The 21033-nt window shown below is 36.3% G+C and carries 16 protein-coding genes; 11 read left to right on the forward strand and 5 right to left on the reverse strand.

Annotated features, from left to right (window positions below; genetic code table 11):
- Window positions 1-16: 16 nt before the first annotated feature.
- On the reverse strand, window positions 17-1492 hold the full coding sequence (gene rng, locus K7G93_RS05030; RefSeq protein WP_115322497.1) for a ribonuclease G: 1476 nt from the start codon (window positions 1490-1492) through the stop codon (window positions 17-19).
- A gap of 152 nt (window positions 1493-1644) precedes the next feature.
- On the opposite strand from rng, the gene putP reads away from it, so the two are divergent.
- Complete coding sequence (gene putP, locus K7G93_RS05035; RefSeq protein ID WP_226690592.1) at window positions 1645-3159, forward strand: sodium/proline symporter PutP; 1515 nt, start codon at window positions 1645-1647, stop codon at window positions 3157-3159.
- On the forward strand, window positions 3156-4121 hold the full coding sequence (gene cmoB / locus K7G93_RS05040) for a tRNA 5-methoxyuridine(34)/uridine 5-oxyacetic acid(34) synthase CmoB (protein WP_226690591.1): 966 nt from the start codon (window positions 3156-3158) through the stop codon (window positions 4119-4121). The genes putP and cmoB overlap by 4 nt, the downstream gene beginning before the upstream one ends.
- Window positions 4122-4208: 87 nt before the next feature.
- Here cmoB and fabB read toward each other — a convergent pair whose 3' ends face one another.
- On the reverse strand, window positions 4209-5429 hold the full coding sequence (fabB, locus tag K7G93_RS05045) for a beta-ketoacyl-ACP synthase I (RefSeq protein WP_049213902.1): 1221 nt from the start codon (window positions 5427-5429) through the stop codon (window positions 4209-4211).
- A 151-nt stretch (window positions 5430-5580) separates the two neighbouring features.
- On the opposite strand from fabB, the gene mnmC reads away from it, so the two are divergent.
- Together mnmC and K7G93_RS05055 are read left to right on the forward strand one after the other, a co-directional pair.
- Window positions 5581-7593: a bifunctional tRNA (5-methylaminomethyl-2-thiouridine)(34)-methyltransferase MnmC2/FAD-dependent 5-carboxymethylaminomethyl-2-thiouridine(34) oxidoreductase MnmC1 gene (gene mnmC / locus K7G93_RS05050; RefSeq protein ID WP_226690590.1), complete on the forward strand. Its 2013-nt coding sequence runs from the start codon at window positions 5581-5583 to the stop codon at window positions 7591-7593.
- Between the two features lie 180 nt (window positions 7594-7773).
- Window positions 7774-10758 (forward strand): TonB-dependent receptor domain-containing protein, encoded by a 2985-nt coding sequence (locus tag K7G93_RS05055; RefSeq protein WP_228400511.1) that lies wholly within the window; start codon window positions 7774-7776, stop codon window positions 10756-10758.
- A gap of 73 nt (window positions 10759-10831) precedes the next feature.
- Here K7G93_RS05055 and K7G93_RS05060 read toward each other — a convergent pair whose 3' ends face one another.
- Both K7G93_RS05060 and grpE read right to left on the reverse strand, forming a co-directional pair.
- A complete protein-coding gene (locus K7G93_RS05060) occupies window positions 10832-12157 on the reverse strand; it encodes an L-cystine transporter (RefSeq protein WP_228400512.1) in 1326 nt (441 codons plus the stop codon).
- A 187-nt stretch (window positions 12158-12344) separates the two neighbouring features.
- Window positions 12345-12920, reverse strand: coding sequence for a nucleotide exchange factor GrpE (gene grpE / locus K7G93_RS05065; RefSeq protein WP_049213898.1), 576 nt, complete (start codon window positions 12918-12920; stop codon window positions 12345-12347).
- Window positions 12921-13084: 164 nt separating this feature from the next.
- Here grpE and K7G93_RS05070 point away from each other — a divergent pair, with 164 nt between their 5' ends.
- Together K7G93_RS05070 and recN are read left to right on the forward strand one after the other, a co-directional pair.
- Window positions 13085-14002 (forward strand): NAD(+) kinase, encoded by a 918-nt coding sequence (locus K7G93_RS05070; RefSeq protein WP_115323565.1) that lies wholly within the window; start codon window positions 13085-13087, stop codon window positions 14000-14002.
- Between the two features lie 85 nt (window positions 14003-14087).
- The gene (gene recN / locus K7G93_RS05075) at window positions 14088-15764 is read left to right on the forward strand and encodes a DNA repair protein RecN (protein WP_160531045.1); all 1677 of its coding nucleotides are present in this window, start codon (window positions 14088-14090) and stop codon (window positions 15762-15764) included.
- 64 nt (window positions 15765-15828) lie between these two features.
- Here the strand turns inward: recN and K7G93_RS05080 are convergent, their stop codons facing one another.
- Window positions 15829-16443: an OmpW family outer membrane protein gene (locus K7G93_RS05080; protein WP_228400513.1), complete on the reverse strand. Its 615-nt coding sequence runs from the start codon at window positions 16441-16443 to the stop codon at window positions 15829-15831.
- A 400-nt stretch (window positions 16444-16843) separates the two neighbouring features.
- Here K7G93_RS05080 and K7G93_RS05085 point away from each other — a divergent pair, with 400 nt between their 5' ends.
- From K7G93_RS05085 to K7G93_RS05105, 5 genes are all read left to right on the forward strand, one after another.
- Window positions 16844-17488, forward strand: coding sequence for a hypothetical protein (locus K7G93_RS05085; RefSeq protein ID WP_228400514.1), 645 nt, complete (start codon window positions 16844-16846; stop codon window positions 17486-17488).
- Window positions 17489-17494: 6 nt separating this feature from the next.
- Window positions 17495-18049: a septation protein A gene (locus K7G93_RS05090; protein WP_049213894.1), complete on the forward strand. Its 555-nt coding sequence runs from the start codon at window positions 17495-17497 to the stop codon at window positions 18047-18049.
- A 2-nt stretch (window positions 18050-18051) separates the two neighbouring features.
- A complete protein-coding gene (gene yciA / locus K7G93_RS05095) occupies window positions 18052-18504 on the forward strand; it encodes an acyl-CoA thioester hydrolase YciA (RefSeq protein ID WP_191134621.1) in 453 nt (150 codons plus the stop codon).
- Between the two features lie 19 nt (window positions 18505-18523).
- The gene (locus K7G93_RS05100; RefSeq protein ID WP_226690635.1) at window positions 18524-18820 is read left to right on the forward strand and encodes a YciI family protein; all 297 of its coding nucleotides are present in this window, start codon (window positions 18524-18526) and stop codon (window positions 18818-18820) included.
- 147 nt (window positions 18821-18967) lie between these two features.
- Window positions 18968-21028 (forward strand): transglycosylase SLT domain-containing protein, encoded by a 2061-nt coding sequence (locus tag K7G93_RS05105; RefSeq protein WP_228400515.1) that lies wholly within the window; start codon window positions 18968-18970, stop codon window positions 21026-21028.
- Window positions 21029-21033 lie beyond the last annotated feature (5 nt).

Here is a 21033-nt window from a genome sequence, read left to right on the forward strand (position 1 = left end):
AAAACTACAGGATTAATTACATAACGACAACATCAAATTGTTCTTGGTTATAATAAACTTCTGTCTTAATTTGTACTTGTTTACCAATAAACACTTCTAATTCAGCCAACAACCCATGTGATTCTTCATTAATTAAATAATCAGCTACCGCTCTTGACGCATATACTAAAAATTGTTCACTCGAGAATAAATGATGTACTCGGATAATCTCACGCATAATTTCGTAGCAAACGGTTTCCACTGTTTTCACTCGCCCACGCCCTTGACAAGAAGGACAATCACCACATAAAACGTGCTCAAGACTTTCTCGAGTACGTTTACGTGTCATTTCGACTAAACCTAACTGTGTGAAACCATTAACATTTGTTTTCACTCGGTCTTTTGCAAGGGCTTCTTGTAACGATTCTAAAACACGATGACGGTGTTCATCTGTTTGCATATCAATAAAATCAATAATGATAATTCCACCGAGATTACGTAGTTGTAGTTGTTGGGCAATCGCTTTTGTCGCCTCAATATTTGTATTAAAAATCGTCTCCTCAAGATTACGATGCCCTACAAATGCGCCAGTATTAATGTCAATCGTGGTCATCGCCTCAGTCTGCTCAATAATTAAATAACCACCCGATTTTAAATTAACTCGCTTATTTAATGCTGTCTGAATTGCAGTTTCGACACCATAAACATCAAATAAAGGCTGATTACCTGAATAAAGTACTAACTTATCCACTAATGTTGGCATAAATTCTTCGGTAAATTGCTTTACTTCACTAAAACACAATTTAGAATCAATTCTAATTTTCTCTAAACCCGCACCAATAAAATCACGTAAAATACGCTGTGTTAAGGCTAATTCACCGTATAACATAGACTTAGTTGGATATTTAGTGCGCCGTTCTAAGACTTTACGCCATAAACGTTTTAAAAAATCAGCATCTTGCTTCAGTTCTTCTTCTGTTGTACCTTCTGCTGCAGTGCGGATAATAAAGCCACCAAGCTCATCACAAAATGGCAACACTAACTCTTTTAGTCTTGCTCGTTCCTCTTCGCTCTCAATACGTTGAGACACACCAACATGGCTATTCTCTGGCATAAACACAAGATAACGAGAAGGCAACGTAATGTCCGTAGTTAAACGAGCTCCTTTAGTACCAAGAGGATCTTTTACAACTTGCACAACAATATCTTGTCCTTCCCGAACAAGTTCAGCAATATCTTTAACTACAAATTGTTTTTGTTCACTCTCCTCAACACATTCTGTATGTGAAACAATGTCGGATGCATGCAAAAAAGCCGCTTTCTCTAAGCCAATATCAACAAAAGCAGATTGCATACCAGGCAATACTCGTGTCACGCGACCTTTATAAATATTACCAACAATTCCACGTTTAGCTTGTCGTTCAATATGGACTTCTTTCAAAATACCCATATCGACTAAAGCAATACGAGTCTCGTTGGGGGTAACGTTGACTAATAATTCAACAGAATCCATAACTTTACCTAACTTGATAATTTTTAAAAATAAATTGCTCATTAGTCTAACGAAAAGGAAAATAGAATAATAGTGTCAAATAAGGTAAAATGTGAGCTTTCTCAAATTTTGGCACATAAAAATAATATTTTTAGCATCTTTGCGAGGTTAGAATGTTTGGATTAGATCCAACAATAATTACATTTACTATTTACATTGTCGGTATGTTATTGATTGGCATATTCGCTTATCACTATACTAATAATTTGTCTGATTATATTTTAGGTGGTCGTCGATTAGGTAGCTTTGTTACCGCAATGTCAGCTGGTGCATCGGATATGTCTGGTTGGTTATTAATGGGCTTACCTGGTGCGATTTATGTATCAGGTTTAATTGAAGGCTGGATAGCAATTGGGTTAACAATTGGTGCTTATTTAAACTGGTTATTTGTCGCTGGTCGACTTCGAATTTATACTGAATTTAACAATAATGCATTAACACTACCAGAATACTTCCATAGCCGCTTTGGCACATCAAATAACACATTAAAAATTGTTTCTGCTAGTATTATTCTTATTTTTTTCACAATTTATTGTGCTTCAGGTGTTGTTGCAGGTGCCAAACTTTTTCAAAATTTATTTTCTGTTGAATATTCAACCGCACTTTGGTATGGCGCATTAGCAACTATTGCTTATACGTTCATTGGTGGTTTTCTAGCCGTTAGTTGGACTGATACAATTCAAGCAACTTTAATGATTTTCGCTTTAATTTTAACACCGATTTTTGTATTACTTCATCTGGGAGGACTAGATAATTTCACTTTAGCTCTTCAGCAAGCAGAAAGCGTAATGCAAAAGGATTTCACAGATGTTTTCAGTAGTACAACACCACTTGGCTTATTAAGTTTGGCCGCTTGGGGATTAGGTTATTTTGGTCAACCTCATATTCTTGCACGTTTTATGGCGGCAGATTCGGTCAAATCACTCAATAACGCTCGCAAAATCAGTATGACATGGATGGTACTTTGCTTGTTAGGTGCAATCGGTATTGGTTTCTTCGGTATTGCTTACTTCTACGCTAATCCACAAGTTGCAAGTTTAGTAAATAAAGAATCTGAACAAGTCTTTATCGAACTTGCAAAATTACTTTTTAATCCTTGGATAGCAGGTGTTTTATTATCTGCTATTTTAGCGGCAGTTATGAGTACATTAAGCGCACAATTGTTAATTTCTTCTAGTGCGATCACAGAAGATTTCTATAAGGGCTTTATCCGTCCTAGGGCCTCTGATAAAGAATTAGTTTGGCTAGGTCGAGCGATGGTTCTCACTATTGCCGCGATTGCAATTTGGATTGCACAAGATGAACACAGTAAAGTTCTGAAACTTGTTGAGTTTGCTTGGGCTGGTTTTGGTTGTGCCTTTGGTCCAGTTTTACTCTTTTCCCTTTTTTGGAAACGCATGACATCCAGTGCTGCATTATGTGGTATGTTAACTGGAGCGATTGTCGTTTTTGGTTGGAAGTCTTGGACACCTGAAAAGTCTCAATTACATCAGCTGTATGAAATGGTGCCAGGCTTTTTACTCGCTAGTTTAGTTATTATCGTTGTATCTTTCCTTTCAAAGGCACCTAAACAACAAGTTACTGACAGGTTTGAACAAGCAAAAACAGCTTATAAAAATGCACTATGATTGATTTTCGTCCTTTTTATCAACAAATTGCCACAACACCGTTATCTGCATGGCTAGAAACTTTACCCTTACAACTAAAACAATGGGAAAAACAAACTCATGGTGATTATGCCAAATGGGCAAAAGTGGTTGATTTCTTACCACACTTACATGCTGATCATATTGATCTAAAAAGTGCGGTCAAATCTGAGCAAATTTCACCTTTATCACAAGGAGAGCAACAACGCCTTGTCTATCATCTAAAACAATTAATGCCTTGGCGCAAAGGTCCATATCATTTGTATGGTATACATATTGATTGTGAATGGCGCTCTGATTTCAAATGGGAGCGTGTTTTACCTCACCTTGCTCCACTGCAAGGACGCACGATTCTAGATGTCGGTTGTGGCAGTGGCTATCATATGTGGCGGATGTTAGGCGAAGGGGCAAGAATGGTCGTAGGCATTGATCCAACCGAGTTATTTTTATGTCAATTTGAAGCAGTACGTAAATTACTTAACAATGATCGTCGAGTAAATCTCATTCCTTTAGGTATTGAAGAAATGCAACCTCTTGCTGCTTTTGACACAGTATTCTCAATGGGTGTCCTTTACCATCGTAAATCACCATTAGATCATTTAACACAACTAAAAAGTCAGCTTATACAAGGCGGCGAACTCGTACTCGAAACATTAGTTGTCGATGGCGATGTCAATACCGTCCTTGTCCCAGCTGATCGCTACGCCAAAATGAAAAATGTTTACTTTATTCCTTCTGTCCCAGCCTTAATTCACTGGTTAGAAAAAGTAGGCTTCAAAAATGTTCGTTGTGTTGATGTTGCGCCAACTACATTAGCAGAACAGCGTAAAACAGATTGGTTAGAAAATGAATCTTTAGCTGATTTCTTAGATCCTAATGATCACACTAAAACAATAGAAGGCTATCAAGCTCCTACTCGGGCTGTCATCCTTGCTAATAAATAATAAGGATAGGTACAACAAAAAAGCTGACGCCCCGTCAGCTTTTTGAATACAAAAATAAAGGCGAATATATTATCCGCCTTTATGTTATTAGCCATGATATTTTTTAAAAATTAACGCTGCGTTTGTTCCACCGAAGCCAAAACTGTTCGACATCACTGTTTGTAAGCCTGCATTCTCAACTGTTTCAGTAACGATATTACAACCCTCAGCCTGTTCATCTAAAGTGTCAATATTGATACTCGGCGCAATAAAGTCATTATCTAACATTAATAAAGTATAAATTGCCTCATGAGCACCAGCAGCACCTAAAGAGTGACCTGTCATTGACTTAGTTGATGAAATCGCAGGCACCTTATCACCAAAAACATTTTTAATTGCCCCTAACTCTTTCACATCACCAACTGGTGTGGAAGTACCATGCACATTAATATAATCAATCGGTGTATCTACTGTTGCCATTGCTTGCTTCATACAACGCTCAGCACCTTCACCACTTGGCGCCACCATATCATAGCCATCAGAAGTCGCACCATAACCAACGATTTCTGCATAAATTTTCGCTCCACGTGCAAGTGCATGTTCTAGTTCTTCAACAACTACAACTGCACCACCCCCAGCAATGACAAATCCATCACGATTTGCATCATAAGCACGTGATGCTTTTTCTGGTGTTTCATTATATTTAGTAGATACTGCGCCCATTGCATCAAATTCTGTTGCACACTCCCAAGACAGTTCTTCTGCGCCACCAGCAAAGACAATATCTTGTTTACCCAGCTGAATTAACTCAAGTGCATGACCAATACAGTGTGCTGATGTCGCACAAGCTGAACTGATACTGTAGTTTACACCACGAATTTTATATGGTGTTGCTAAACAAGCAGATACACTAGATGCCATCGTTTTTGTCACAGCATAAGGCCCGACTGCTTTAACACCACGTGGACCACGCACCGCATCACAAGCAATAAGTTGATTATGCGCAGAGCCTGTTCCCGCACCAATAACTAATCCTGTGCGATCATTTGAAACTTGTTCTTCCGTTAAACCCGCGTCTTCAATCGCTTCTTTCATAGAAAGATAAGCATAAGCTGCGGCATCCCCCATGAAACGATAAATTTTACGATCGATTAATTCGCTTGGATTTAACTTAATAGTACCAGCGACATGACTACGCATGCCAACTTCTACAAACTCAGGCACTACTTCAATACCTGATTTACCTGCTTTTAATGACGCTAATACTTCGTCTTTATTGTTACCAATACTCGAAATAATACCAAAACCAGTAATAACCGCTCTTTTCATAGAGTATTCCTTTTTGTTCAGAAATGAAAATATGGTCGATAAAATAGCCTCCAAACTACAAGATTTCAAGTAGTAATTCGATCATTCGACCAGTACAGAAAATTTCGTTATTATAGTACGATTCAGCTTGTCTATAAAGGAATAAAAAGTCATGAAGAAAATTCAATTTGCAGAAGTCCATTTCAACCAAGATCACACGCCTGTTTCTGCTGAATTTGACGATATCTACTTTTCTAACCAAGACGGACTTGCTGAAAGTCGCTATGTCTTTCAACAAGGCAATCAATTGTGGCAACGTTGGCAAAACTATCCATCTGAACATTTTGTCATTGCTGAAACAGGATTTGGTACGGGTCTTAATTTTTTTGCAGTAACAGTATTATTTCGTGAATTTCGTCAACAATATCCAAATGCACCACTTAAACGCTTATTCTTTATTTCTTTTGAAAAATATCCTATTCCACTTGAACAACTCAAGCTTGCCCATCAAACTTACCCTGAATTTACACAATTAGCTCAACAATTACAGCAATATTGGCTTGAACCTATTGAGGGTTGTTATCGCTTCCATTTTGCCGAAACCACATTGGATCTTTGGTTTGGCGATCTCATCGATAATCTCCCTCAACTTGGTGATTATATGTGTAACAAAATAGATGCCTGGTTTCTTGATGGATTTTCTCCGAGCAAAAATCCACAAATGTGGAATGATACACTCTATCGACATATGTACCGCTACAGCAAAGAACAAGGCACGTTTGCTACTTTTACTGCAGCAAGTACCGTACGAAAAGGCTTAGAACAAGTAGGTTTTGAAGTTAAAAAGCGCAAGGGCTATGGAAAAAAACGCGAATGCTTACAAGGTAACAAACCTAATTCTAGCCAAGCTCCTATTCACTTCCCTTGGTATCTAGCACAACCTGCTCAGGTTACTCCACAACCAAATATCGCCATTATTGGCGGCGGCATTGCTTCATTATTCTGTGCCTTATCTTTATTAGAGCGTCAAGCTAAAGTGACACTTTATTGTGAAGACGAAGATATTGCTCTCAATGCGTCAGGTAATAAACAAGGTGCATTCTATCCACAACTCAGTGATGATGATTTGATTAATATTCGCTTTTATATTCATGCCTTTGCTTATGGACAACAACGTTTACAACAGGCAATCCTGCAAGGGATCCCTTTTGAGCATTCGTTCTGTGGCGTAGCACTTTGTAGCTATGACCATAAAAGTGCGGTCAAATTAGAGAAAATTTCACACTATCAATGGCCTCAAAGCTTATACTCCCCCCTTTCACCAGCACAATTGAGTGAAAAAGTGGGACTACCTTTAGCCTGTTCTGGTGGATTTATTCCACAAGGTGCTTGGCTTGCACCGCGCCAATTTGTCCAAAACATGTTTGCCTATTTAGTTAAATGCGGACTTGAAATTAAAACTCAGCAAAAAGTGACCGCACTTGAACAGCAAGAAAATGGTTGGCAACTAACAAATGCACAAGGAGAACAATATAAACATCAAGTTGTGATCTTAGCAAACGGGCATAAAATTACTGAATTTACTCAAACAGCACATTTACCTTTATATCCTGTACGTGGGCAAGTGAGTGAGATCCCGACGACTGAACATTTAAAACAGCTAAAAACAGTTGTATGTTATGATGGTTATCTCACTCCTATGGCACAAAGCCATACTCATTGCATTGGTGCAAGTCATGTACGTGATTGTGATTCACGAGAATTTAGTTTGGCTGAACAACGAGAAAACCAGCAAAAAATTCAAACTAACCTCAACGTCAACTGGACAAAAGAAATTGATACATCAGGCAATCAAGCGCGTGTTGGTATTCGCTGTGCAGTACGCGATCGTATTCCTATGTTAGGAAATGTACCAAAATTTGAGCAACAATTAGATGATTACCAACATCTTTACAATCTGCGCCGCCGTAAACAATCGATAAAAAATGCAGCCAATTTTGATAACTTATTCTTAATCGCCGCTTTAGGCTCAAGAGGACTCACTTCTGCTCCTTTGTTAGGAGAAACCCTTGCTTCACTCATTTATCAGGAGCCTTTACCTTTGAGTCAAGATATTATGCATCAACTTCAAGCTAATCGGAGTTGGATCCGCAAACTATTAAAAGGAACTATTGTCAAAAAATAATAAAATTTAGCCAATTTGAATGACATTTATACTATAAAATCATCAATAAATTTAAATAGTTAACTTAATTTATCCATTTGGGGGAATATCCTACAAGTTGCCCTTTTCATTTCTAAACATCACCTCTATAATTGAAAATGATTTTCATAATCAATTTTATTAGTAGTAAAAGAGGTATCTATGCAATTAAATAAGCAGTATGCATTAATACTAGCCGCTTTAACATTAAGCCCCCCTTCCCTTGCAGAAGAAGTAGAACATATCGAACAACTTGATACGATTGTTGTTTCTGGTGGAAATACCGAACACATGAATATCCAAGAAAACAAAGTAGGCGAAAGCCAAATTAACTCACAAACAATACATAAACAACAAGTCTCTGATAGTCGAGATTTAGTCCGCTATGAAACAGGGATTACTGTTGTTGAAACAGGACGTACTGGTGCTAGTGGCTATGCGGTACGAGGCGTTGATGAAAATCGTGTTGGCATTATGATTGATGGCTTACGTCAGGCTGAAACATTAAGCTCACAAGGATTTAAAGAACTATTTGAAGGCTATGGTAATTTTAATAATACACGTAATGGCATAGAAATAGAGAATGTTAAAGTCGCGACTATTACTAAAGGCGCGGACTCAATTAAATCAGGTAGTGGAGCACTAGGCGGTTCTGTCATATTTGAAACTAAAGATGCTCGCGATTATCTCCTTAATAAAAATTACCATATTGGTGTCAAACGTGGCTATCAAAGTATGAATAACGAAGATATCACCTCTGTCACTTTAGCAGGAAAATATAAATGGTTTGATCTGTTATTCATCAATACACGCCGTGAAGGTCATGAAATCGAAAACTATTTTTATGATATCTATACAAACCAAGAAAAAGATAAATCAGCTGTTGGAAAAACACGTGAAAAAACAGATCCTTATGATATAACTCGAGATAGCACATTAATTAAATTTGGTTTCCAGCCCCATGAAGAACATCGTTTTACTGTCGCATTAGATGATTCTAAACTAAGATCGCGTGGAGAAGATTTATCTTATACATTAAGACCAAGTAGCTATGTGAATACTGAAATCTATGGAGAAAGAAAAACGAACGATAGCTCTCATCGCAAGAATATCCAGTTTGCTTATGAAAACTTTACACAAACAGCCCTTTGGGATCATTTTAAAGTCTCCGTTTCCTCACAAAAAATTAAAAATAAGGCAAGAACAGATGAGTATTGCAGTGGACCAAAATGTGTTTCTGTATTAAATGAGCAAGGCTTAGCGCTTGATAGCAGTACTGGTGTCAATAAAATTGTCGATAAACAAGGTGGTGAAATTACCGCAGAAGTAATAGAGGGTACTTGGGGCAAAGAAGTCAAATATAAAAATTCTAAAGGTGAAGTCATTTCAGGATTTGATTACCGAGAGTATTCACCACAGACAACATTAATTGACTGCTCTAAAATTAACTGTAAGAAAAAATTTAAAGTCTTTGTCAAAAAAAATGAAAAATCCGAAGACGTCTACAAATTTGAAGAAAGAGAGATTACCCTTAAAACGCTTGCTGATGGTCGACAATACGGTGAAATTGAGCTCAAATCTCAAGCTAACAATTGGGGAGGAAAACAATATGAGGAAGTTAAATTTATTTTACCTTTCTCCGCAGGTTATAGCCGTAATGATTATAACGATCGCGATCTCAACACGGACACCAAACAAATCAATTTAGATTTTGATAAAGAGTTCTCAACCTGGGGAATGGCACATCAACTAAAATATGGCGGTCTCTATAATAAAACACACAAAAGCATGGTCAATAAAGATGGTTATAAAGGTGGCAATGTTCAATGGTGGGCTGATGCGTTCTTCTGTAATAAAAGTATTAGTGGCACTTATCCTATACAATATGAACCGCGTCCAGATTACTGGCCAACTGGCTCTTGTACAGGTAATTTAAGAGAAAATGTTAATGGACGTTATAGTTACCTAATTCCAGTAGAAACCAAAAACCAAGCTCTTTATTTGGGGGACAATATTAAGCTAACCAATTGGCTAAACTTAGATCTCAATTACCGCTATGACAAAGTAGAACATCGACCAAGTTACAATCCTAATGTACCTGTACCCAAAGGGCTAATTGCGGGTATCTTTATTCCATTACCTGAGAACGCTTACGGTATTGGAGCAAAATGTGGCTATAACACCGAATGTATGAATAAAAATGTCGCACAAAACCTTGCAATGATGTTGCAAAACAAAGCATACAAACATCATTCTTACAATTTCGGGTTAAACATCGATCCATTAAATTGGATGCGTGTCCAATTTAAATATTCAAATGGATTTAGGGCGCCGACTTCCGATGAAATGTTCATGACATTTAAGCACCCAAGTTTCTCAATTACGCCGAATGTCAATTTAAAGCCTGAAATTGCTAAAACAAAAGAAGTAGCAATGACAATATATAAAAATCAAAGTTTTATTACTTTAAGTGCATTCCAAACTGATTATGATCATTTTATTGATCTAGTTTATGTTGGACAACGTGCAGTTGATGAAGGCAGCTCAATCAGCTATCCATTCTACCAAAATCATAATAGAGATAAGGCTAAAGTAACAGGACTTGAAATAAATGCTCGCTTAGAATTAAAAACGCTTTATCACAAGTTAGCTGGCTTCAGAATAGGTTATAAACTGACGCATCAAAAAGGCAAAATTGAAAGCAAGATCCCAATGAATGCCATTCAACCTACTACCGCAATATATAACATTGGCTATGCAACTGAAGATGACAAATACGGAATTGACTTCTTCATTACCGATGTTGCGGAGAAAAAACGGCATCAAACTTATAACATGTATTGGGAGGATCAAAAGAAAAATGGGGCTTTAATTCAAGGGAAAAGCGTAACTGATAATACATTAGCATGGCGTAATCATCACTACATGACAATCGATACGATTATTTATGCTAAACCGTTTAAGAATCTAATGTTGACTGCTGGTTTATATAATATGACGAATAAAAAATATATTACTTGGGACTCAGCTCGTTCAATTCGTTCAATTGGCACGATTAATCTCATTGATCAAAATACAGGAGCAGGAATCAAACGTTTTTATGCGCCTGGTCGAAATTTTAGATTATCCGCTGAATTAACCTTCTAATACTGGCTAAACCTAAAAAGAGATAGCTATATATGCTATCTCTTTTTTTTATTGATAATACACTATTGAAGCATTATTTTTTGCTTAACAATTGATTAGTCACTGTACCAGCGACCATTGAGCCATTCACGTTAAGTGCGGTACGTCCCATATCAATTAAAGGCTCAATAGAGATCAATAGCCCTACTAACGCAAGTGGTAGATTCAACGTTGAAAGCACCACAATGGCAGCAAAGGTCGCGCCACCACCAACACCCGCAATACCTAGTGATGAAATCGTCACAACTAAAATCAATGTAGCTAAATAAGTAAAACTGAAAGGATCAATTCCAACTGTTGGCGCAACCATAACGGCTAACATTGCAGGATAGATACCCGCACAGCCATTTTGTCCGATTGTTGCACCAAAAGTTGCGGCAAAATTCGCAATCACACTATTATTACCTAATTTATTTGTTTGTGTTTCAATATTGAGTGGCAATGTGGCTGCACTAGAACGAGATGTAAACGCGAAACTTAATGTGGGTAAGACTTTTTTAAAATAACCCACAGGGTTTACTTTAAAAAGGACCAATATAAATGCGTGTACCAAAAACATGAATAAAATAGCTAAATAGGAGGCAACAATAAATGAACCCAAATTAACAATATCTGCCCATTTTGATGTTGTGGCCATTTTAATCATGAGTGCAAATACACCATAAGGCGTTAAACGAATGACCATACGCACTAAACGCATAATTAATTTATTCAATGTTTCTACACCTTGTGCAATACGCTCGCCCAATGCCTGATCTTCTTTACTTAAACTGAGTGCCGCAACACCGAGCAATGCTGAAAATAACACAACACTAATAATAGAAGTAGGATTTGCGCCCGTTAATTCTAAAAATGGATTTTTAGGAATAAAAGACAATAACATAGCAGGAATAGTCAAACTACTCACTTTTTCTACTCGACCTTCAACACGGGTTTGAGCCGCTAATTCACGCTCTCCTGCCACTAATCCCTCTGCACTTAGTTCGAATATATAAGCCATAGCAATCCCAATTGCTGCAGCAATTGCAGTCGTGATTAATAACACAGAAATCACACTGAAACTAATTTTCCCCAAAGCACTTGCCTGATTTAAACGAGTAATTGCTGAGAGAATTGAAATAAAGACTAATGGCATTACAATCATTTGCAGTAAACGCACATAACCACTACCTACTAAGTTAATCCAATCTAAAGTACTTTTAACGACATCTTGATCGGCTAATTGCTGCAATAACGCACCACAAACTAAACCTAATACTAATCCAATAAATACTGTTGTCCCTAGTTTTTCGGTACGTTTAAAAATCCATGCTAATAACACAAGTAATGCGACAAAAATAATCAGATTTATCACGCTCATAATTTGCTCTCAATACGAATAAAAAAACTGCATATGATTAAATGAGAATTTTTAATAAACTACAACTACTTTTTGGCTATGGTTTATAATCTTTTATTATATGAAACATCTCAAAATCAAAATAAAAAGACCGCACTTTCGCTTTAAGCAAATAAAGTGCGGTCTTTTTTTATAAAATATCTCGTATCTATGCAGCAACCATTACCATTGCTGGACGAATAACACGACCATTTAATAAATAACCTTTTTGTAATACTACTGTAATTTGGTTTGCTTCAAATCCTTCCATCGGCTGCATGGAAATTGCTTGATGTAATTCGGGATTAAACACTTCACCAACAATACCAACAGGTTCAACACCGAAACGAGCCACTGTGGAAATAAGTTCTTTCAAAGTCAGCTCAACACCATCAAACAGAGCTTTTACACTTTCATCCTCTAAATTTGCTGGTGTCGCTAAAGCACGTTCTAAATTATCAATAGTATTGAGAATATCTTTAGAAAATTTTTCTAATGCAAACTTATGTGCTTTCTCTACATCTTGTTCTGTACGACGACGAATGTTATCAATTTCAGCTCGTGTACGTAATAATAAATCTTGCTCTTTCTTCATTGTTTGTTCTAACTGAGCCTCCAATTCTTGAACACGAGCAATTGCTTCCTCTAAAGGGTCTTCCCCTACTACCTCTTCAACAGGTTGCTCTAATTCAACTTCTTCTTGAATCATTTCTTCATTTTCAATTTGTTGCTCTTTTGCAGACATTACATTCTCCGTTAATAACAAAATTTTGACTAATTCTAGCAAAAAATATAAAAGTTAACACATCTATAGATACTTGCTGACAAATAAAAGGTTTTGTGTGTAATATAATGGCTGATTTTTTGAATTCAAGTGCGGTTAAATTTTTTCGTCAAATGGAACAAGCAATGACATACCAAAATGCAGTGGATATTAAAGCACTACAATCCTCCTTTCAAACCATTGGATTATTAGGTAAACCTCGCCATGATTTGACTTTACAAATGCATAAAAATCTTTTTCAGTGGCTCATTGAAAAAGGTTATCAAGTATTAGTAGAGCGTCCAATCGGCGAGCAACTTGGCTTAAGCGAAGATTATTTAGCCTCAATTGAAGATATTGGACAAAACGCGCAGTTAGGAATTGTGATTGGTGGTGATGGCAATATGTTAGGACGTGCACGCATCCTTGCCAAATATGACATTGCATTAATCGGTATTAATCGAGGTAATTTAGGCTTCTTAACAGATATTGACCCTAAAAATGCTTATGCACAGTTGCAAGCTTGTTTAGAACAAGGTGAATTTTTTGTGGAAGAACGCTTTATCTTAGAAGCCAGCGTAGAACGTGATGGAAAAATTATTGCTAAGGCGAATGCTGTCAATGAAGCGGTTATTCACCCTGCCAAAATTGCACATATGATCGATTTTCATGTTTATATTGATGATAAATTTGCCTTTTCACAACGTTCTGATGGCTTAATTATTTCTACGCCAACAGGTTCAACCGCTTATTCTCTTTCTGCTGGAGGTCCTATTTTAACTCCTCAGCTCAATGCAATTGCATTAGTGCCAATGTTCCCACATACCCTCTCCTCACGTCCCTTAGTCATTGATGGCGATAGTAAAATCTCTATCCGTTTTGCCGAATATAACACAGCACAATTAGAAGTAGGTTGCGACAGTCAAATTGCTTTGGAATTCTCTCCAGATGACATTGTACATATTCAAAAAAGCCAGCATAAACTCAGATTACTGCATCTAAAAAACTATAACTATTACAAAGTACTGAGTTCAAAATTAGGTTGGCTCAGAAATCTAGTATAAAAAACACTCAAAATTATTAAAAATCGCTTTACTGTATATAAAAACAGTTATAAACTGATAAATATACAGTAAACGAGGGATTACTATGCTCATTCAACTGACAATTAATAATTTTGCTATTGTTCGTCATCTTAATATTGAACTGACTAAAGGGATGTCTGTCATCACTGGAGAAACTGGTGCAGGAAAATCCATTGCAATTGACGCATTAAGTGTTTGTCTTGGTCAACGAACAGAAATCAGTATGTTACGAGAGGGACAAGAACGAGCTGATATTTGTGCAACATTTATCCTTGAGCAAAACAGTCCTGCTTTCCAATGGCTACAAATACAAGAATTACAAGATGCTGAGAATCCTAATGAATGTATTTTACGTCGTATTATCAACCATGATGGACGTTCAAAAGCCTTTATCAATAGTATTCCTGTTTCAGCCACCCAGCTGAAAGAACTAGGGCAATATTTAATCCAGATTAATGGTCAACATGCTTCCCAATTATTACTCAAGCCTGACTACCAACTACAATTACTCGATAATTTTTGCTCTCATGGAAATTTACTGGCACAAATGCAAGAAGAATATCAAGCATGGAAAACACTACAACACCAAGTACAAACTTTTCAGCAAAAAGTTGCTGAAAGTGAAGCCAAAAAGCAGCTTTTACAATATCAAGTTGCGGAGTTGGATGAATTTAATTTACGCCCTGATGAATATCTCACATTGGAAGAAGAACAAAAACGTCTCTCCAACAGTGAGCAATTAACCACACTTTCACAATCAACTCTACAATTATTAAGTGAAAATCAAACAGTGAGTATTGATTCTCTACTCTATCGAGCAACACAATATTTAGACGAACTGTGTGAATTAGACTCTCGGTATAACAATATATCTAATTTATTGCAAGAAGCCCTCATTCAAGTGCAAGAAGCAACACATGAAGTACAACAATTGGCTACTGATATAGAACAAGACCCAACATCACTTTATGAAATAGAACAACGTTTAGGGCAAGCTTTACAATTAGCACGCAAACACCATGTGAAACCAGAAAACTTAGTTGAGTTACATCGCTGTTTAAAACAAGAGTTAGCTCAGTTAATCGATTTTTCTGAAAGTGAAGCGTTATTAATTGCTCAAGAAAAAGCAGCCTATAACAAAATGCACACAACAGCATTAGCATTACATCAAAGTCGAAAAACAGGTGCAATGAAACTTGCTGAACATGTCACCCGCTCAATCAGGCAGCTTGCAATGGAAAACGGTGAGTTTTTCATCGAACTAACCACAGATTACAATAAAATCGGCTCGAATGGTGCAGATCACCTAGTTTTCATGTTGCGTAGTAATTTAGGTCAAATAGCACAGCCATTAACTAAAATTGCCTCTGGGGGTGAGCTTTCTCGTATATCCCTAGCGATTCAAGTATTAACCTCCGATAAATCAGCTATTCCTACTTTAATTTTTGATGAGGTTGATGTTGGGATAAGCGGTGCAACTGCCAGTATTGTTGGAAAATTACTACGTAAATTAGGACAACATAGTCAAATAATTTGTGTAACACATCTTCCACAAGTGGCTTGTCATGGTCATCAACATTTTATTGTTGAAAAACAAATTGTAGAAAATAAAACTGAAACAAAAATGACTGCACTTTCTCCACAACAACGAGTAAAAGCCCTAGCTAAATTATTAGGTGGCAGTAAGGTAACAAATACTACATTAGCTAACGCACAAGAAATGCTTGATTTAGTCTCTTAATATAGTGATAACGAATAAAAAATGGGCAAATTTATTGCCCATTTTTAAAAACTGAAAAAACAGATTAAAAGCGATAACCTAATCCTAAGAAGAAGACTGTTGGATCTAATTTCACATCAACTTTATGTTCATCACTACCTAATTTAAAGGTTGCTTTTGATTTAATCTTTGCATACCACACAGAGGTATTTAAAAATAAATTATCTGCTAATTTAATATCAACACCCGCATTAAACGCCATTCCCCAAGAATCTTTTAGCTTCAGATCAGTAACACCATCTAATATTGCTTTTTCACTAAAAAATGTTGTGTAATTCACACCAGCACCTATATAAGGGCGAGCACTCGCATCTTTATTTAAAAAATAGTATTGAGCGTAAAGACTTGGTGGTAGATGTTTTGTCTTACCAACAAGTTTATTACCTAATGTAATTTCATGACTAAATGGCGTTGCGGCTAAAAGCTCAATACCAATATTCTCTGTTGCCATATAAGTGGCAGTTAAGCCTAACTGTGCATTTGAATTCACATCAAACTTGAATGTATCACTATTAGTGGATGCTTTTGGAACAACCATAATTGGGCCACCACGAACAATAACACTACCGGCTTCATGCGCGACTGCTGAACCAGCAACTAATGATGCAACTATACTTAATACACATATTGCTTTTTTCATAAAAAATACCTCATCTGTCTATATCATTGGATAATATAACCATAAAAAAATCATGTCTTTTTTAGACAAAAGAAGAATAGCACTTTACAGGTATACACTTTCTGATCTTTATCAATTTTTTAAAAACTTGTTAAAAAATAAATATAAATTTAACGCATTCTTAGGTTTGTTTAAAAAAAACGCAAAAAATGATACAAATCAAAATCATAGTTTTTTATGAATTTTATGACAAAAAGCGGTATAATCTTTTCACTTTTTTGAGTTTAAATTTGAGTCTTAATCAATGCCTATAAATTTCACAAAAATTTTTCAAGATAGCTGGAATTTTATTCAAAACCAGCGTCAATTTACTTTAACATTTATAGTCGCTTTCTTTTTGAGCAATTTATTTATTACTCTTATGCTTAACTTATTTCCCACAACGGAAATTACGACAAATAGTAGTGATGAATTAGCCCAAGTGCTTGGTATAGGTACTGTCAGTCCTAACATTGCGATACTTTTAATTGCTTATCAATTACTTTACTTATTCATCGCATCTTGGTGCTTGATTTCGATTCATCAAGTAAGCCAAAACCAACACTTTTCGCTAAATACGACTATGACCACTGTCTCTAAGCGATTTATTGGTGTTCTTTTGATCAATATTATTTTATTAATGCCTATCCTTATTGGTGTTTCTGAGATCTTCTTCTCTTTAATCATGAACAAAACTCAACCCTCAAATTTTTCTTTGCTATCCGCAGGATTAGGTATTTATTTATTTATTCGTTTCTGTCTTACTTCAGTGCATTATTTAATTCGTGATGTAACAATAAGCCAAGCACTTCAAACCACATGGAAAGCGGGAATTAAACGTACCGCACCATTATTTTTATACTGCTTAATTATTCATTTTCTTTTACCGTTATTAATCCGCCATATTTCGGCTTTCAGTATAAATTTCATCTTTGAAATCATTATTGATGTCATGACTTCATTTTTAACAGTATTTTCACTCATTTTTACTTATCGTTTTTACACTATTTTTATGCAAAAGGTGTAGTTTGCTATGAAACAATTACTTGAATTTATTCCACTTATTTTATTTTTCGCTGTTTATAAACTGGTTGGTATCCGTGAAGCAGCATTAACATTAATGATTGCTACAGTTATCCAATTACTTATTCTTAAAATAAAATATGGCAAAGTAGAGAAACAACAACTGATTATGGGCGTCGCCGTCGTATTCTTTGGTGCATTAACTGCTTACTTTAACCAACTTGAGTATTTAAAATGGAAAGTCACAATCGTCTATGCTATTTTTGCCTTAGTACTACTTATTAGTCGATATGGTTTTAACAAAAACTTAATTCAATTAATGTTAAGTAAAGATCAAGCACTTGAATTACCAGAGCGTGTTTGGCATAACCTCAACCTTGGCTGGGCAGCATTTTTTATTTTATGTATGTTAATTAATATTTACATTAGCCAATATCTCTCCGACGATCTTTGGGTTGATTTTAAAACCTTTGGTATTCTTGGGATGACATTAATCGCTACAGTTATTACGGGAATTTACATTTATCGTTATCTTCCACAAGCAAATAAAAATAATAAGGAATGATTATGCACACGCTTAATGACACATCAAAAAACTGCGATATAAGAGGTACTCTTTTATTACGTACACTGGCAATGCCTTCTGATACGAATGCTAATGGCGATATTTTTGGTGGCTGGATTATGTCACAAATGGATATGGGCGGTGCAATTTTAGCTAAAGAAATTGCTCATGGTCGCGTAGTGACTATTGCTGTAGATAGTATGACATTTATACGCCCTATTGCAGTAGGTGATGTCGTCTGTTGTTATGGTAAATGTCTGAGCATTGGTCGTTCATCAATAAAAATAAAAATGGAAGTTTGGGTCAAGAAGGTGTCAAGTGAACCTATCGGTGAGCGTTATTGTGTGACTGAAGCTGTGTTTACTTTTGTCGCTGTTGATAAAGATGGACGACCGCGCACAGTACCTAGAGAAAATAATCCTGAATTAGAGAAAGCTTTATCTCAACTTAATTAATAAATGAGGAAAAATTATGATGTACTACGTCATTTTTGCACAAGATAAACCAAATACATTAGCACAACGTTTAGCTGTACGTGACAAACATCTTGCTCGTTTAACTCAGCTTCAAGCAGAAGATCGCTTATTAGTTGCAGGTCCTAATCCAGCCATTGATGATGAAAATCCAGGTGATGCAGGTTTTACTGGCTCAACTGTGATTGCAAAGTTTGCTAGTTTGGAGGATGCCAAACAGTGGGCAAGTCAAGATCCTTATATTGAAGCTGGCGTTTATGCTGAAGTGACGGTCAAACCTTTCAAACGCGTATTCTAACTCATCTCTTTTCATTACATACTTGGGCGAAATTCAATTTCGCCTATTTTGTATAAAGCAAAGAAAACCATCTCCTGCACTTTTAGCCCAAAAGACGGTCTAAGCTGCTATATGATAATTAACGATAAATAATTTTTAGAGACTTTCATGAAATTCTACGTGTTAACACTCAGTTGTTTATTTTCGCTACTTTCAGTTTCTACATGGGCTGAAACTCAGACTCCTCAACATTTAGACCAAATCAAAGAAAATACCTTATTGGAACAATACTCTCAGATAGTTTCGCAACAACAAAAAGCACGCCAAACCTATCAAAAAATCCAGCAATTACTCAGCCGCTCACAAAGTGATGCTACATTAGCTGTTGTGAATGAATTATTAAGACGAATTGAGGATTATTCACTCTATCCCTATGCTCAATACCAATATTTAAATGCTACACAAGATAAATTAACGTTAGAGCAAATTGATGCTTACCAAAAACGGTACTCAATGTTGCCTTTTGCCACAGAATTAAAAAAGCAATGGCTACAACAAGCTCAAATAAAGTCAGATTGGCAAAGTATTGTGGATAATGCCATAAAACTACCACAAGATATAGCTTCCCGTTGTATCATCCTACAAGCAGAATATGAAACTTTGCCAAAATCGACCGCACTTTCAATAGAAAATTGGCAAAAAAAAGTGACACAATTATGGTTAACTGGTGCTAGCCTACCTAAACAATGTGATCCTGTTTTAACAACATGGATTGAAAAAGGCTATCTAAGTGATGAGGAGCTTAAAACGCGCGCTGTTCTAGCTTTTGAACAAAAAAATCAAGGCTTACTGGTTCATTTACAACAACAAGCAAAAGACCGAGAACTCAAACAATGGTTAATTGCACTAACACAGCTAGCACAAGTACCACAACAACTACAAAACCCAAGTACTGTATTTTATCCACTCAATATCTCTGCGCAAGATACGCTAGCGAAACGTATTGTATTAAACCATTTCCCAAACTTTATCAAAACCCTGAAAGAAAGCACAATACAAGACAATCAAAACCCATTTTCTCCCTATGAAATTTGGGCGAATGGACTTGAGCTTAACTTATCGCAAAAAAATCAATGGAAAAAACACTTAATGAGCCATTTATTTGATAGCGATAATTCATCTATCCAAGAATGGCGTGATAAAACTCTCATTGAATTGAGAGATGATACGTTAACTGAACGCAGAATTCGTACTGCGATTCGAGAGAAAACAGACATCACCCCATGGCTAGCATTACTATCTGATACAGCTAAAAACAAAGAAGAATGGCGATACTGGCAAGCAAAGGTGTTAACAACAGATAAAAACACACAGGCTCAAGCTAAAAAGATATTGATATCCCTTGCTCAACAACGAGGTTTTTATCCTATGTTAGCCAGTGCTGAACTTGGGATTGAATACCAGCCTAAGATGCAAACATTCACCCCAAACCCTAAACAAAAGGTACAGACTGCTTTTCACGAAACGTTAAATCGTATTGCTGAACTACGTTGGTTTAATGATTTAGTCAACATGAATTTAGAGTGGAAAAGATTATTAGAGCAAGCATCTTTTGAACAGAAGCTCGCACTTGCCCATTATGCTGATACACAAGAGTGGTTTGATCTTGCTGTTGAAGCTACAATTCAGGCAAAAGCTTGGGGACATATTGCTCTTCGACTACCAAATGCTTATCTTGATTGGTTTGATTTACACTTAAAAAATAAAAATATCGATCGTACTTTTGCTATGGCTATCGCTCGACAAGAAAGTGCTTGGAAACATAATGTATCCTCTCATGCTAATGCACGTGGTTTAATGCAATTATTACCGACAACAGCAAAACAAACAGCTCAAAAATCGGAGTTACCTTATTCTCATGAAAGCCAACTATTTGATCCTTTTGACAATATTATGCTTGGCACAGCCCATCTACAAGAGCTGTATGAAAAATATGGAAACAATCGGATTTTAATTGCCGCAGCATATAATGCAGGGGTAAGTCGAGTGGATCGTTGGTTGGCTAAAGCAAATAGTCAGCTCACTATGGCAGAATTTATTGCCAGTATCCCTTTTTATGAGACACGTGGCTATGTACAAAATGTGTTAACTTACGATCTCTATTATCAAATTTTGCAACAATACTCACAGCAAAAATTTAGCACAGAAGAGTATAATCGATTATACTAGTTTAA

The sequence above is a fragment of the Pasteurella canis genome, assembly GCF_020810675.1.
Lineage (GTDB): Bacteria > Pseudomonadota > Gammaproteobacteria > Enterobacterales > Pasteurellaceae > Pasteurella > Pasteurella canis.

What these genes read in the sequence shown, in the direction of transcription:
- K7G93_RS05090 (WP_049213894.1), top strand. Translation starts at nt 17,495, where the DNA reads ATGAAACAATTACTTGAATTTATTCCACTTATTTTATTTTTCGCTGTT.
- yciA (WP_191134621.1), top strand. Translation starts at nt 18,052, where the DNA reads ATGCACACGCTTAATGACACATCAAAAAACTGCGATATAAGAGGTACT.
- K7G93_RS05060 (WP_228400512.1), bottom strand. Translation starts at nt 12,157, where the DNA reads ATGAGCGTGATAAATCTGATTATTTTTGTCGCATTACTTGTGTTATTA.
- recN (WP_160531045.1), top strand. Translation starts at nt 14,088, where the DNA reads ATGCTCATTCAACTGACAATTAATAATTTTGCTATTGTTCGTCATCTT.
- K7G93_RS05055 (WP_228400511.1), top strand. Translation starts at nt 7,774, where the DNA reads ATGCAATTAAATAAGCAGTATGCATTAATACTAGCCGCTTTAACATTA.
- K7G93_RS05070 (WP_115323565.1), top strand. Translation starts at nt 13,085, where the DNA reads ATGACATACCAAAATGCAGTGGATATTAAAGCACTACAATCCTCCTTT.
- mnmC (WP_226690590.1), top strand. Translation starts at nt 5,581, where the DNA reads ATGAAGAAAATTCAATTTGCAGAAGTCCATTTCAACCAAGATCACACG.
- K7G93_RS05080 (WP_228400513.1), bottom strand. Translation starts at nt 16,443, where the DNA reads ATGAAAAAAGCAATATGTGTATTAAGTATAGTTGCATCATTAGTTGCT.
- K7G93_RS05085 (WP_228400514.1), top strand. Translation starts at nt 16,844, where the DNA reads ATGCTTAACTTATTTCCCACAACGGAAATTACGACAAATAGTAGTGAT.
- putP (WP_226690592.1), top strand. Translation starts at nt 1,645, where the DNA reads ATGTTTGGATTAGATCCAACAATAATTACATTTACTATTTACATTGTC.
- K7G93_RS05105 (WP_228400515.1), top strand. Translation starts at nt 18,968, where the DNA reads ATGAAATTCTACGTGTTAACACTCAGTTGTTTATTTTCGCTACTTTCA.
- K7G93_RS05100 (WP_226690635.1), top strand. Translation starts at nt 18,524, where the DNA reads ATGTACTACGTCATTTTTGCACAAGATAAACCAAATACATTAGCACAA.
- fabB (WP_049213902.1), bottom strand. Translation starts at nt 5,429, where the DNA reads ATGAAAAGAGCGGTTATTACTGGTTTTGGTATTATTTCGAGTATTGGT.
- cmoB (WP_226690591.1), top strand. Translation starts at nt 3,156, where the DNA reads ATGATTGATTTTCGTCCTTTTTATCAACAAATTGCCACAACACCGTTA.
- rng (WP_115322497.1), bottom strand. Translation starts at nt 1,492, where the DNA reads ATGGATTCTGTTGAATTATTAGTCAACGTTACCCCCAACGAGACTCGT.
- grpE (WP_049213898.1), bottom strand. Translation starts at nt 12,920, where the DNA reads ATGTCTGCAAAAGAGCAACAAATTGAAAATGAAGAAATGATTCAAGAA.